Source organism: Nocardiopsis coralliicola (genome assembly GCF_054779695.1).
The window spans coordinates 187934-201034 of record NZ_BAAGXT010000003.1 but is presented as its reverse complement, the minus strand read 5'-3'; the positions used below and the strand labels follow the sequence as shown (position 1 = coordinate 201034).

The following is a 13101-nucleotide window of genomic DNA, read 5'->3' as shown; positions in this document are numbered from 1 at the left end:
CGCCCCCGTACCGAGCCCGTGGCAGGAGCCCCGCCCATGAGCATGTCCACCGAGCGCGCCGGCGCCCAGGACGCGCCCGACCACGGCCCCGAGGAAGCCGGCGCCTCCGGCCGGTGGAGCAGCGTCTTCCGGCAGCTGCTGCGGACGCGGCGCGTCGTCTTCGGGATCGGCATCATCCTCGCCATGGTCGCCATGGCGTGGCTCGGGCCGCTGGTCAGCCCGTGGGAGTTCGGCGAGCGCGACTACGCCAACTTCCTCCGGCCGCCCTCCCCGGAGCACTGGTGGGGCACCGACAACACCGGCCGGGACGTGTTCGTCTCGACCATGGTCGGCCTGCAGAAGTCGATCATCATCGGCCTGCTCGTGGCGCTGCTGTCGACGTTCGTCGCGGCCATCGTCGGCGCCTTCGCCGGCTACTTCCTCGGCGTCACCGACCGGGTGCTGATGTGGATCACCGACCTGGGCCTGGTGCTGCCGAGCTTCCTCATCCTCGCCATCCTCTACCCGGTGCTGCGCGACCAGGGCTGGCTGATCTTCGTCGGCCTGCTCGCCGCGTTCATGTGGATGGTGACCGCGAAGATGGTGCGCGGCATGACGATCTCGCTCAAGGAGCGGGAGTACGTGCTCGCGGCCCGGTACATGGGCGTGCCGCCGTGGAAGATCATCTTCCGGCACATCATCCCCAACATGTCCTCGCTGCTGATCGTGGACGCCACCATCAACGTCAGCGCGGCGATCATCACCGAGACGAGCCTGTCCTACTTCGGCTTCGGCGTGCAGCCGCCCGACGTGTCGCTCGGCTCGCTCATCTCCCTCGGCGCCCGCCAGGCCACCACCCACCCGTGGACGTTCCTCTTCTGCACCGGCCTGCTCGTCCTGCTCGTGCTTGCCGTCAACCTGATCGGCGACGGGCTCCGCGACGCCCTCGACCCCCAGTCGAAGCGCCGCCGGTAGGGGAGGGGCGACAGCGATGACCACCGGTGGCAGGCCCGCCTCGGCGCGGGGCGCAGCGAAACGACCGACGGCGAGGACGACAGTGACGGACAGCAGTGTGAACGACGGCGGCAGCGGGGCACCCGTACTCGAGATCGAGGACCTGCACGTCACCTTCCCCGGCCGGGGAAGGGAAGCCGACGTGCAGGCCGTGCGCGGCGTCTCCTATGCGGTGCGGCGCGGCGAGATCCTCGGCATCGTCGGCGAGTCCGGTTCCGGCAAGTCGGTCTCCTCGATGGCCGCGATGGGCCTGCTGCCGGACAGCGCGCGGGTGCAGGGCTCCATCCGGCTGCACGGCGAAGAGCTCACCGGGCTCGACGACCGCGCCCTCTCGAAGCTGCGCGGCTCGGTCATCTCGATGGTGTTCCAGGACCCGCTGTCCGGCCTCACCCCCGTCTACACGGTGGGCGACCAGATCGCCGAGGCGGTGCGGGTGCACGACCCGGCGGCCTCGCGCGAGCAGGCCGACGAGCGCGCCGTCGAGCTGCTCGACCTGGTCGGCATCCCCAACGCCGCCCAGCGCGCCAAGGCGTTCCCGCACGAGTTCTCCGGCGGCATGCGCCAGCGCGTCATGATCGCCATCGCGATCGCCAACGACCCCGACGTCATCATCTGCGACGAGCCCACCACCGCGCTCGACGTCACCATCCAGGCGCAGATCCTGGACGTGCTCACGACCGCGCAGCGCGAGACCGGCGCCGCCATCGTGATGATCACCCACGACCTCGGTGTGGTCGCCGGCTTCGTCGACCGCGTCCTGGTGATGTACGCCGGGCGGCCGGTGGAGATCGGCTCGGTCGACGACGTCTACTACCGCACCCGGATGCCCTACACGATGGGCCTGCTCGGCTCCATCCCGCGGCTCGACCTGGGCGAGCGCACCCCGCTGGTGCCGATCGCCGGAAACCCGCCGTCGCTGGACGCGCTCCCGCCGGGCTGCCCGTTCGCCGAGCGGTGCCCGCTCGCCGCGGACGCCTGCCGCGAGGCCGAGCCGGAACTGGCCGACGCGGGCGCGCCCGGCCACACCGTCGCCTGCGTGCGCTCCGGCGAGATCGGCGCGAACGGCTGGACCGCCGCCGACGTCTATCCGGTCCCCGAACTGCCCGAGCGCGCGGCAGCGGCCCTGCCGCGCGCCGACCGGGAGACCGTGCTCGCCGTCGACGGCCTGGTCAAGCACCACCCGCTGATGAAGGGCGCGGTGTTCAAGCGGCGTGTCGGCACCGTCTACGCCGTCGACGGCGTCACCTTCGACATCGCGGAGGGCGAGACCCTCGGACTGGTCGGCGAGTCCGGCTGCGGCAAGTCCTCCACGCTGATGGAGATCCTCAGCCTCGACCGCCCGCAGAGCGGCGCCGTGTCGGTGCTCGGCAAGCAGTCGGGGACGCTCGGCGCCCGGGACCGGTTCGCGGTCCGCCGCGACGTCCAGGTCGTCTTCCAGGACCCGATGAGCTCGCTCGACCCGCGGATGATGGTCTCCGACATCATCGCCGAGCCGCTGCGCACGCACGGCCACCCGCGCGGCGACCTCCAGCGGCGCGTGGTGGAGCTGCTGCGCCTGGTGGGCCTGGACGCTGCGCACGCCTCCCGCTATCCGACCGAGTTCTCCGGCGGCCAGCGGCAGCGCATCGGCATCGCGCGCGCACTCGCGCTCGAACCCCGCCTGCTGGTGCTGGACGAGCCGGTGTCGGCGCTGGACGTGTCCATCCAGGCCGGCGTCATCAACCTCCTGGAGGAGCTCAAGGCCCGGATGGGCCTGTCCTACCTCTTCGTCGCGCACGACCTGTCGGTGGTTCGGCACATCGCCGACCGGGTCGCCGTCATGTACCTCGGCCGCATCGTCGAGATCGGCCAGGTCGACGCCCTCTTCAGCGCACCGGCGCACCCCTACACCCAGGCGCTGCTGTCGGCGATCCCGATCCCCGACCCGGAGAAGGAGCGGACGCGCTCGCACATCGTGCTCGAAGGCGACCTTCCCAGCCCGGCCAACCCGCCGTCGGGATGCCGGTTCCGGCCGCGCTGCCCGAAGTTCCGCACCCTGTCCGAGCACGAGAAGCAGCCCTGCATCGACGTCTCGCCCGACCTGGAACCCACCGCACAGGACGACCAGGCTGCCGCGTGCCACTACGCGGCGGAGCGCGCCGTGGTGTGAGCTCCGCCGTCTGATCCCCCCCACCGGCCCGAGGCCGGCCCGACCAGGAGGAATGAACCATATGCGAAGCAGACGGGCACTGACGCTCGCCGCACCGGCACTGGCGGTGGTCCTCGCCGCCAGCGCGTGCTCGGGCGGCGGGGGCGGCGACGAGGAGACGCCGACCCTGGAGGACATCGCGGCCTCCGACCTCAACCCCACCCCGCGCGAGGAGCTCGACGAGGGCGGCATCTTCGTGTACGGAACCTCCCAGGAGGTCCCCCAGCTCAACCGCCACCACACCGACGGCAACCTCGCCGAGGCCGTGACGATCCTCAAGGCCGTCATGCCGAGCGCCTTCACCTTCACCGACGAGGGCGAGGCCAACCCGGACCCGGACTACGTCACCGACTTCCAGATCAACGACGAGTCCACCGAGATGACCTTCGAGCTCAACCCGGACGCCGAGTGGTCCAACGGGGATCCGATCACCTGGGAGGACTACGAGCAGCAGGCGCTGACGCTCTCCGGCCAGGAGGAGGGCGACTTCGGCGGCGGCGGCGAGAACTACGGCTACGAGCGCATCGACACGGTGGAGAAGGGCGACGACGAGTACTCCTTCACCGTGAAGTTCGACGAGCCCTTCGGCGAGTACGGCCTGCTCTTCGAGCTGCTGTACCCGAAGGAGGTCATGGCGGACCCGGACCGGTTCAACGAGGACTACCTCAGCGACATCCCGATCACCGCGGGCCCGTTCAACTTCAAGGAGATCGACGAGTCCTCCGGGACCGCGATCGTCGAGCGCAACGAGGAGTTCTGGGGCGAGAAGGCGATCCTCGACGAGATCCACTTCCAGCCCGGCGACCCCCAGGGCCAGGCGCAGGCGTTCGCCAACGGCGAGCTCGACGCGTTCTACGTCGGCTATGACGCCCCGGTCTACGAGACCGCCCAGGCCCGCGAGGACGGCCGGATCACCCAGGCCATCGACAACGGCTACCGCTACATCGAGATGAACGCGGACACGCCCATCCTGGAGGACCTGGACGTCCGCCACGCGGTGATGCTCGGCATCAACCGCAGCCAGCTGGCACAGGCGTCGCTGGAAGGCATCAACTGGCCGAGCGACCCCACCGCCAACCGCCTGCTCCGCTCCAGCGACCCCTACTTCCAGGACAACTCCGGCGAGTACGGCGAGCAGGACCAGGAGAAGGCCGGGCAGCTCCTCGACGAGGCCGGCTGGACTCTGGAGAGCGAGGAGGAGGGCGCGGTCCGCACCAACGCCGACGGCGACGAGCTGAACCTGCGGTTCTACTGCCCCGCGGAGGTCGCGGCCTGCGAGGCCGAGGCGCAGATCACCAAGGACCAGCTCGCCGAGATCGGCATCAAGGTCACCACGGACTCGTTCCCGACCGAGGCCTACTTCAACGACTACATCTACACCGGCGACTTCGACCTGGCCTCCTTCGTCCAGGTCGGCAGCACCCCCTACTCCGGTGAGACGCAGGAGAACAACGCCGGCCCGTTCGGCGAGACCGAGGGCGAGGACGACTGGGGCAACAACAACGCCCGCGTCTCCACGCCGGAGATCAACGAGAAGTACGACGAGCTGTCCGAGACCTCCGACCCGGAGGAGTACGGCAAGATCGCCAACGAGATCGACGCCATGCTGTGGGAGAACGGCCAGGGCATCCCGTTCTTCCAGCGCACCGGGACCTACGCCGTCGCCGAAGACCTCGGCAACTTCGGCGCCCCGGGCCTGCAGTCCTACTGGAAGTGGGCCGACGTCGGCTGGACCGCTCCCCAGGAGTAGCCGCCCCGGCAGTCCGCAGCCCGCCCGGCAGCTCCCGGGCGGGCGCACCGGCCGGCAGCGTCCGGCCTGCCGCCCCGGCGCCGCCTCCGCCCCCTGCCGTCGCAGGGGGCGGGGGCGGCGCGCTGTTCGGGTACCAGCTCCGGCCCGTCGCCCGGCGGGGGCAGGCCGGCCGCCTGCTCCGCCGGCGCGACGGGGGTATCCGCATGGCGGGGGCCGGCACGGGACCGCGGAATCCGTGACGACACGACGGCACGGAGGGACCACATCATCCGAGGCCGGCCCCCCGGTCTCTCCGTCAGCTTCCGGTCGGTCCGGCGCAACCGCATCGCCCCCGGGCCGATGGGCGGAAGGCCTCTTCGAAGCCGTCCGGGCGAGTGGTGACGGCGGCCCGACAGGGCCGGGGGCGGCGATCCCCCGGGCCGGCGGAGCGGGCCGGAGCCGGCAGCGCTTGCCTGCGGCGGATCAGGCCCCTTCGCGGAGGATCTGCTCCAGCTCGGCCTCGTCGATGATGGCGATGTCCTGGCGCTTGGCTTGGTACTCCTCGGCCTTGCGGCGCTTCGCGGTGGCCGCCGCGCGGTCGCCGACGACGAGCAGGGTGACCTTCTTCGTCACGTTCTTGGCGATGCTGCCGCCGGCCTCGGCGATGGCCGCCCACAGCTCGATCTTGTCCCGCCCGGTGTCGCTGAGGCAGACCGTCGCGCCGTAGAGCGGGCCGTCCGGGTCGGCGTCGAGGTTGGGCCCCGGGGGTTCGGCGCGGCTGTGCTCCTGCCACCGGGCGAACTGGCCGGTGAGGGCGGAGGCGCCGCGGTCGGAGTCGGCGCTCGGCCCGCGGCGCCGCCGCGGCGGGAGCTGCGGCCGCCCGCCGCCGAGGCTGCCCCACTCCGCACTGGCCGCCTCGGTCAGCGCCGCAAGCGACGCAGCGCCGCGCTCCCGCATCAGCTCCAGGACGATGTGCGCGCTGCCCTCGGCGTCGGAGAGCGGGTTGTGGTGGTCGAGCGCGAAGCCGATCCGCCGGCACAGCGTCGGCAGCTTGTGGTCCGGACTGTCCCGCCACAGCGCGCGCGACAGCACCACCGAGCAGCCGAACCGCACCTCCGGAACCGGGATGCCGGTGTGCGTGCAGGCGCGGTCGATGACGTCCATCTCCATGCGCGCGTAGTGCGCCACCACGGGCGAGCCGGCCGCGAAGGCGAGGATGCGCTTGAGCGTGTCCGGCCACTCCTCGGCGTCGCGCACGTCGGCGGCCGTCACACCGCCGTTGAACGGAGCCAGCTCCGGGTCGAACCAGTCGGCGGGCGCCGGCGGGCGGACATAGCGCAGCATCCGGTCGGCGATCCGGCCGTCCTCGACGCGCACCATGCCGACCCGGCACACGCTGCCGTTGTCGCCGTTGGCCGTCTCAAAATCCAGCGCCACCCAGTCGGGCACCATTACCGAACCTCCCGGAGGCCGAACGTCCGCCTTCGCCGCGCCGTTCCCGATTGCGCCGTTGAAGGATTCTTCCGCACACCGGGGGCCCGCCGCCGGGAAACCGGCCGCACACCGCCGGCCTGCGGCCGCGGCGGAAGCCTGGGGCACGCCCGGCCGCCCTGCTTCTCCGGTGCCCCGGCGCTCACCACGGCGCCGACCGGTAGTCCTTGAGGAACAGGCCGGACAGGTCCTCGCCGGCCTCGCCGCGCACGATCGGGTCGTAGACTCGGGCCGCTCCGTCCACCAGGTCCAGCGGCGCGTGGAAGCCGGAGCCGGCCAGCCGGACCCGGTCCGGATGCGGCCGCTCGTCGGTGATCCAGCCGGTGTCGACGGCGTTCATCAGGATCCCGTCGGCGAGCATCTCCTGGGCGCTGGTGCGCGTCAGCATGTTCAGCGACGCCTTGGCCATGTTCGTGTGCGGGTGGCCCGCCCCCTTGTAGCCGCGGCCGAACACGCCCTCCATCGCCGAGACGTTGACGACGTGCGTGCGCCGCGACGGCGCGGCCGCCATCGCCGCCCGGAGCCGCCCCACCAGGATGAACGGCGCGGTCACGTTGCACAGCTGGACTTCCAGCATCTCGACCGGGTCGACCTGCTCCACGCTCTGCGTCCAGCTGTTCACCGGTGCCAGGTCGGGCACGAGTCCGCCCGCGTCGACGGCGGTGCCGGCCGCGATCCGGGCCGGTGCGGCCGAGCCGGCGGTGAGCGCCAGCGCGGTCAGCGCCGCGCCTGCCGCCGGCTGCGCTCCGCCGGCGGCCAGGGCGGTACCGCCGGCACCGGCCGCCTCGCCGAGGATCCGGGTCTCGGGGAGCTGTACGCCCGGCGGCAGCGCCGGCGGCTGGGCCTCGGCTTCGGCCAGCCGCGCGTAGGACTCCGGCGGCCGGCGCACGGTCTGCGCGGCGTTGTTGATCAGGATGTCGAGCGGCCCCGCGGCCGCCGTCTCGTCGGCGAGCCGCACCACCTGGGCGGGGTCGCGCAGGTCGACGCCGACGATGCGGAGCCGGTCCAGCCATTCGGCGCTGTCGGCGAGCGCTGCGAAGCGGCGCGCGGCATCGCCGGGGAAGCGGGTCGTGACGGTGGTGTGCGCGCCGTCGCGGAGCAGCCTCAGCGCGATGTACATGCCGATCTTGGCGCGGCCGCCGGTCAGCAGTGCGCGCTTGCCGGAGAGGTCCGTACGGGCGTCGCGCCGGGCCCGGTTCTCGGCCGCGCAGTCCGGGCAGAGCTGGTGGTAGAAGGCGTCGACGGTGCGGTACCGCGCCTTGCAGACATAGCAGGCCCGGGCCCGGTTGAGGACACCGGCGGTGCCGGGCGATGCGGCCGCTGCGCCGTCCCGGCCGGCGGTGCGGATCGTGGCGGCGCCCGCTGAGTCCGCCGCGCTGCCTCCGCTGCCTGCGGCCACCGCTGCGTGAGCCGGCGCGGGGCCGGGCAGCGGAGGAGCACCGCGGGTCTCGTCGTCCGTGCGGCCGGGGGCTGCGGTCGCGGTGCGCGCGGTGACGGCGGCGTCGGCGGCGGTCACCGCCGCACGGCGCTCCCTGCGCCGCTGCCGCTTGAGGTTCTTGAAGAGCCGCGCGGTCGCCCGCTGCACCCGCACCGCATCGGGGTGCTCCGGCGGCAGCCCGTCCACCTCGGCGAGCACCTCCAGGCACGCCTCCAGCCGCGCTGGATCGATCCCGTCCATACCCTCTCCCACTCGGCCGCCCTGACCACGAGAACTGTATTCGCCCCCGCCCACCGCCTGCGCCGCGTGCGGAGCAGGGCGGCGGGCAGGCGCGCCGTGAACAGCAGCCCGGCTCAGGAGACAGCAGGGTAGGAGGTGAGGGTGCCGTCGCCGTGCAGGCGCAGCCCGATGATGCCGTCCGTCGCGTCCGGCGCCACCTGCGGATCGAGGTCCAGCTCATCCTGGAAGTCGAGGCTGAGGATGCCGCTGCCGGATCCGCCGACGCCCTTGTCGGTGTAGACCACGCCGTGCCAGACGCCGCGCACCGCCATCGGCCCGCCGCCGCCCAGGCCGTCTTCGCGCCAGAGCCGGTCGCCGGTCGCGGCCGTGTACACCTGCGCCGACGGGGAGGACCCCGTCGTCCAGCACACCAGCAGCGACTGCTCGTCGTAGCGGCAGAACTGGTCCTCCACCGGGTCCGGCCAGTAGGCGACCGTGCCGTCGGCGGTGTCCACCGCCGCCCACTCCACCGGGGCCGGACCGGTTCCGGCGCGGGCGGACGGCGTCGGCGCCGGGGCCGCGCCGGGATCCGTGCCGCGTTCGGAGACCCCGTCCAGCGTGTCGAGGGTGCCTTCGCCGCTGCCGTCGCGCCGGGCCACCAGGACCAGGCCGTCGTCCAGCGGCGCGGCGTGGACCGGGCGCGCCGTGTCGCCCGCGCCCTCCCACAGCTCCCACAGCTCCGCGCCGTCGCCGGCGTCCCGGGCGAGCAGGGCGCCGGGGGCGGCGCTGCCCTCCCCGGTGCTCCAGCCCACGACGGCGCCGCTCTCCACCGCGGCCGGCCTCAGCTCCGGGTCACTCCAGAGCAGTGCACCGTCCGCGGCGGAGAAGGCGTAGGTCCCGCCGTAGGAGACGACGACGGACCCGCCGCCGGCGCCGATCGCCTGCACGTCGGCCGGGTCGGGCGCGGGGCCGTCGACCGGCTCCTCGGCCCGCCACAGCTCCTCGCCGCTGTCGGCGTCCACGGCGACCACCTCGATCCGGTGCGCCGCGCCCCCCTCCCCAGCGATCGTGGAGAAGGCCGCAACGACCGCGGTGCGCCCGTCCAGCTCGGTGACGGCGGCCGCGTCCGGGCGGACACCGCGCGCCATCCGCGACACCTCGACGCTCCACTCCTCCTGCTCGCGCAGCCCGTCGCGCGCGTGCACGCCCTCGGCGTCGGCGACGAAGACCGTGCCGGCGTCGAACGCCGGCATGCCGGTCCCGTGGTGCTCACCCAGGTCGATGGGGACGCCGGCCTCGGCGTCGAACTCGGTGGGGGGATCGTAGACCTCGTCGCGGGCGCCCTGCTGCTCGGCCGTGCCGCCGTCCGGCGCGCACCCGGCGGCCAGTGCCAGCACGACCGCTGCGGCGGCGCCGATCGGTCGTCGTCGGGGCGGAGCGGTCATCGGGGGCGGACACCTTCAGAGCCGGACGTGGGCGGAAAACCCCCACTCTAGAGAAGAACCGCCACTCCGTGTGCACAAGTCCCCCCGTTGCGCGGGACGGACGCCGGACAGGCGGCCGGAGCGGGACGGCACCCGGGCCGGGCGGGAGCGGGGCGGGCTGCAGAGCGTCGGGAATGCCGGGGCACTGGCCGGGTGCGGCGGCGCGGCCCCGCACCGGGCCCCGGCCGCCGCAGCGGCGGACACCCGGCGAGGGCGGTGCGCCGCGACTGCCCGGCTACACCAGGGCCGAGGAGGCCGACCGCCACAGCTCCACCGCTTCGGCGCGGTTGCGCACGTGGAGCTTGGCGTAGATGTGGTTGATGTGGTTCTTCACGGTCTTCTCCGACACCACCAGGTGGTCGGCGATCATCGCGTTCGACATGCCGCCGGCGACCATCCGCAGCACCTGGGCCTCGCGCTCGGTCAGCCCGCTCTCGGTGCGCAGCGCGGCGGCGGTGGCGGGCCCGGCGCGGCCCACCAGGCCGGCGATCTCCTCGGCCGTGGCGGGCGGCCCCTCCGGCCGGGCCAGGGCGGTCACCACCTCGGCCAGCTCGGGCGGTGTGAACTCGCCGTAGCGCAGCGAGGCCAGCGCGCCCTGGGCGACGCAGTCGGATGCGACGGCGGCGTCGCCGCTGAACGCGAGGACGACCACGGGGGCCGCTGCGGCCAGCTCCCGCACCGTGCCGGGCTCGCCGTTGCGGATCACGCGGGCGTCGACGAGCACGGCATCGGGGTGTGCCTCACCGGCGGCTTTCACTGCTTCAGCGGCCGAGCCGCTCTCCACGACGGAGAGCTCCGCCGCGCGCTGCAGCTGGTGCGCCAGTCCCGCACGCATGACGAGGTTGTCGTCGGCGATGAGGACGGTGGGGGAGGAGGAGGGGGTCATCGATGGGCTCTCCTGGTCATCGCTCGGGTGCAGAGTCGCTGGCGTTCGGTTTCGCTACTCTCCGCAGTTGACCTGGGCGGCCGCGTCCCGTCGGCCTCAGCCGGACGCGTCAGGGGATAGGTCGGGGGGTCCTGGGGTCCTGTCGGCCCCGCGTGGCGGGTGTTGCGAATACTCTGCCCCGGAATGTCCGCCTCTATACCACCCCCCACCCTGGCCGGAACCGGCCTCACTCAGGGCGTTCGGCTGCCGGGCGGGGTTGCACAGCGGCGCGATGGGCCGCAGGAGGAACCGTTCCGCTCAGTGCCGGCGTCCTACTTCGCGTCCGGTCTCCCGAGCCCTCCCCGAGGAGGCGGTTCCCCGGGGCGCTCGCGGGACGCTCTGCGGACCGCGTACCCCGGGTGCGCGCCCGCTACCGAAAGGGTGGGGATCCACGGTGATAGGAGTCCAGAGGCGCATCGGACAAACGGCCGCGCTGTGCGTAGTCCTGCTCGCCGGAGGATGCGCGGCGGGCAGCGGTGATAGCGGCGGAGAAGAGCCGGCCGGGGCGGAGAGCCCGTCGGCTTCCGAGCCAACCGAAGGCGGACCGGTCGGGAACGCCGACTTTGAGGTGCGGGCGGTCAAAACGGAAGCGGTGGCGCCCGACACCGTCGAACTCGCTACCCGCGCGGAGCCGACCGACGGAGCCGGGGATGTGCCCAACGCGGTCCAGGAAGGGGCGGGGGAAGAGCAGGAAGGGTGGGAGCCGCGCTTCACACTGACTTTCCACAGCGCCGTTCACGATGGAGACGTACTCGAAGTACAGGGTGAGGCAGCCTATCGCGGCGACACCGGCGGGTACGTGCTGCACAGCGACGACCTCTCCGTGCAGCCCGCCGGCGGTGTTGCGGAGAGCCCGGAGGAGATTGGCGACGACCCGCCCGAGCCCGTGCCGGCCGCGGATGAGGGGGCCCTCGCCAAGGCAGAGGCCGGCGGCGCGCCGGCCCCGTTCACGGTCCGGTTCCCGGACGCACCCCGCTCTGAAGGCGGCCGCCCGGTTCCGATGGTCGTCTACACGACGCCGGACGAGCTGTGGGGACATGCTACGGATGACGACTGGAAGCCGGGGCGCGTCTGCTACCAGGAGGGCGAGCAGTGGCACGAGATGCCCCTCTTCGCCTACACCGACGTCCCCTGCGGCTGACCCGCTGCGGGCCCGTTACCGCGGGCATGCGCGGTGAGCGCGGGGGAGGCGGGGAGTACTGGGGTGCCTGCCGTGCATCCCCGCCGCCCCCGCAGGGCCGGGGGGTCAGGGCTTGGTCTGCTCCATGTACCGGGCGAACTCGGGGAGGGTGATGCGGTTGTCGCCGTCGCTGTCCATGGCGGCGACGGCCTCCTGGGCGCGGGCGGGGGTGCAGGGTTCGCCGAGGGCCTCCATCAGGCTGACGAGTTCGGCCGGGCTGATCCGGCCGCTGCCGTCGGTGTCGACGAGGGCGAAGGTGGCGGCGTAGGCCTCGGTGTTCGGCATGGGTCTCGCTCTCCGGTGGTGGCGCGGTGCGGCGGCGTCGGGCCGCTCGGCGGGTCCGACGCCGCCGGGGGCCGCGCGGTTCCCGGCGGCCGGTCAGACGCCGGCCGGGATCACGTCGCGGGCGTAGGCGTCGATGGTGGAGTCGATGGCGTCGTGCATGGCGTAGATGGCGAACTGGTCGGCGCCGCGGTCGCGCAGGGTGGCCAGCTTGTCCAGCTGGGCCTCTGGCGGGCCGATCAGGCAGAACCGGTCGACGATGGCGTCCGGGACGAACGCGGTGTCGGGGTTGCCGGCGCGGCCGTGGTGGCCGTAGTCGTAGCCCTCCCGGTCCTTGATGTAGGCGGTGAGCTCCTCGGGCACCGCGTCTGATTTCGCGCCGTACCGCGCGACCAGGTCGGCCACGTGGTTGCCGACCATCCCGCCGAACCAGCGGCACTGCTCGCGGGCGTGCGCCAGCTCCTCCTCGGACCCGGCCCCGGTGCCCTTGCCGGTGACGTAGGCGGGGGCGGCGACGCACACCGACAGCTCGGCCGGGTCGCGACCCGCATCGGCCGCCGCCGAGCGGGCGGCGCCGGCCATCCAGCCCACCAGGTCCGGGTCGGCGAGCTGCAGGATGAGGCCGTCGGCGCAGCGGCCCGCCATCGCCAGGGCCTTCGGCCCGTAGGCGGCGACCCATACCGGCAGGTGCCCGCCGTCCACCCACGGGAAGCGGAGCGCGGCCCCCTCGACATCGGCCTCGCGCCCCGCGGCGAGGTCGCGGATCGCCGTCACCGCCTGCTCCAGCCGCGCCAGCGTCGCCGGCTGGCGCCCGGCAACCCGGACCGCCGAGTCGCCGCGGCCGATGCCGCACACCGTCCGGTTGCCGTACATGTCGTTGAGCGTCGCGAACGACGACGCCGTCACCTCCCAGGTGCGGGTGCTGGGATTGGTGACCATCGTGCCGACGTGCATCCGCTCGGTCGCGTCCAGGATGCGGCCGAACACGGTGAACGGCTCCTGCCACAGCACGCAGGAGTCGAACGTCCATCCGTGGCTGAAGCCGCCGTCCTCCGCGCGGCGCATCCGCTCCACCAGCGCCGACGCCGGCGGGTCGGTCTGCAGTACGAGTCCGTAGTCCACCCGGGCCCCTCCATCGCTCGGTGCCGGGAACGCCCCGGCCGCGTCGGCGC

10 protein-coding genes are annotated in these 13101 nt (G+C 73.3%); 4 read left to right on the top strand and 6 right to left on the bottom strand.

The window, feature by feature from the left end; all coding sequences use genetic code 11:
• Positions 1 to 36 precede the first annotated feature (36 nt).
• The 3 genes from ACYVGT_RS04315 (at position 37) to ACYVGT_RS04305 (ending at position 4931) form a co-directional block, all read left to right on the top strand.
• Positions 37 to 954 carry an ABC transporter permease gene (locus ACYVGT_RS04315; protein WP_460855076.1) on the top strand — a complete coding sequence of 306 codons (918 nt, stop codon included), beginning with the start codon at positions 37 to 39 and terminating at the stop codon, positions 952 to 954.
• A gap of 16 nt (positions 955 to 970) precedes the next feature.
• Positions 971 to 3142 carry a dipeptide ABC transporter ATP-binding protein gene (locus ACYVGT_RS04310; RefSeq protein ID WP_460855075.1) on the top strand — a complete coding sequence of 724 codons (2172 nt, stop codon included), beginning with the start codon at positions 971 to 973 and terminating at the stop codon, positions 3140 to 3142.
• A gap of 61 nt (positions 3143 to 3203) precedes the next feature.
• Positions 3204 to 4931 carry an ABC transporter family substrate-binding protein gene (locus ACYVGT_RS04305; RefSeq protein WP_460855074.1) on the top strand — a complete coding sequence of 576 codons (1728 nt, stop codon included), beginning with the start codon at positions 3204 to 3206 and terminating at the stop codon, positions 4929 to 4931.
• A 462-nt stretch (positions 4932 to 5393) separates the two neighbouring features.
• On the opposite strand, the gene ACYVGT_RS04300 is transcribed toward ACYVGT_RS04305, so the two are convergent.
• From ACYVGT_RS04300 to ACYVGT_RS04285, 4 genes are all read right to left on the bottom strand, one after another.
• Positions 5394 to 6362, bottom strand: coding sequence for a BRCT domain-containing protein (locus ACYVGT_RS04300; protein WP_460855073.1), 969 nt, complete (start codon positions 6360 to 6362; stop codon positions 5394 to 5396).
• A 181-nt stretch (positions 6363 to 6543) separates the two neighbouring features.
• A complete protein-coding gene (locus ACYVGT_RS04295) occupies positions 6544 to 8079 on the bottom strand; it encodes an SDR family NAD(P)-dependent oxidoreductase (protein ID WP_460855072.1) in 1536 nt (511 codons plus the stop codon).
• A 113-nt stretch (positions 8080 to 8192) separates the two neighbouring features.
• Positions 8193 to 9503, bottom strand: coding sequence for an outer membrane protein assembly factor BamB family protein (locus tag ACYVGT_RS04290; RefSeq protein WP_460855071.1), 1311 nt, complete (start codon positions 9501 to 9503; stop codon positions 8193 to 8195).
• 274 nt (positions 9504 to 9777) lie between these two features.
• Positions 9778 to 10428: a response regulator transcription factor gene (locus tag ACYVGT_RS04285; protein ID WP_460855070.1), complete on the bottom strand. Its 651-nt coding sequence runs from the start codon at positions 10426 to 10428 to the stop codon at positions 9778 to 9780.
• 631 nt (positions 10429 to 11059) lie between these two features.
• On the opposite strand from ACYVGT_RS04285, the gene ACYVGT_RS04280 reads away from it, so the two are divergent.
• A complete protein-coding gene (locus ACYVGT_RS04280; protein WP_460855069.1) occupies positions 11060 to 11608 on the top strand; it encodes a hypothetical protein in 549 nt (182 codons plus the stop codon).
• 105 nt (positions 11609 to 11713) lie between these two features.
• Here ACYVGT_RS04280 and ACYVGT_RS04275 read toward each other — a convergent pair whose 3' ends face one another.
• Both ACYVGT_RS04275 and ACYVGT_RS04270 read right to left on the bottom strand, forming a co-directional pair.
• Positions 11714 to 11932, bottom strand: coding sequence for an EF-hand domain-containing protein (locus tag ACYVGT_RS04275; protein ID WP_460855068.1), 219 nt, complete (start codon positions 11930 to 11932; stop codon positions 11714 to 11716).
• Between the two features lie 93 nt (positions 11933 to 12025).
• A complete protein-coding gene (locus ACYVGT_RS04270) occupies positions 12026 to 13051 on the bottom strand; it encodes a TIGR03842 family LLM class F420-dependent oxidoreductase (protein ID WP_460855066.1) in 1026 nt (341 codons plus the stop codon).
• Between the last annotated feature and the right edge of the window lie 50 nt (positions 13052 to 13101).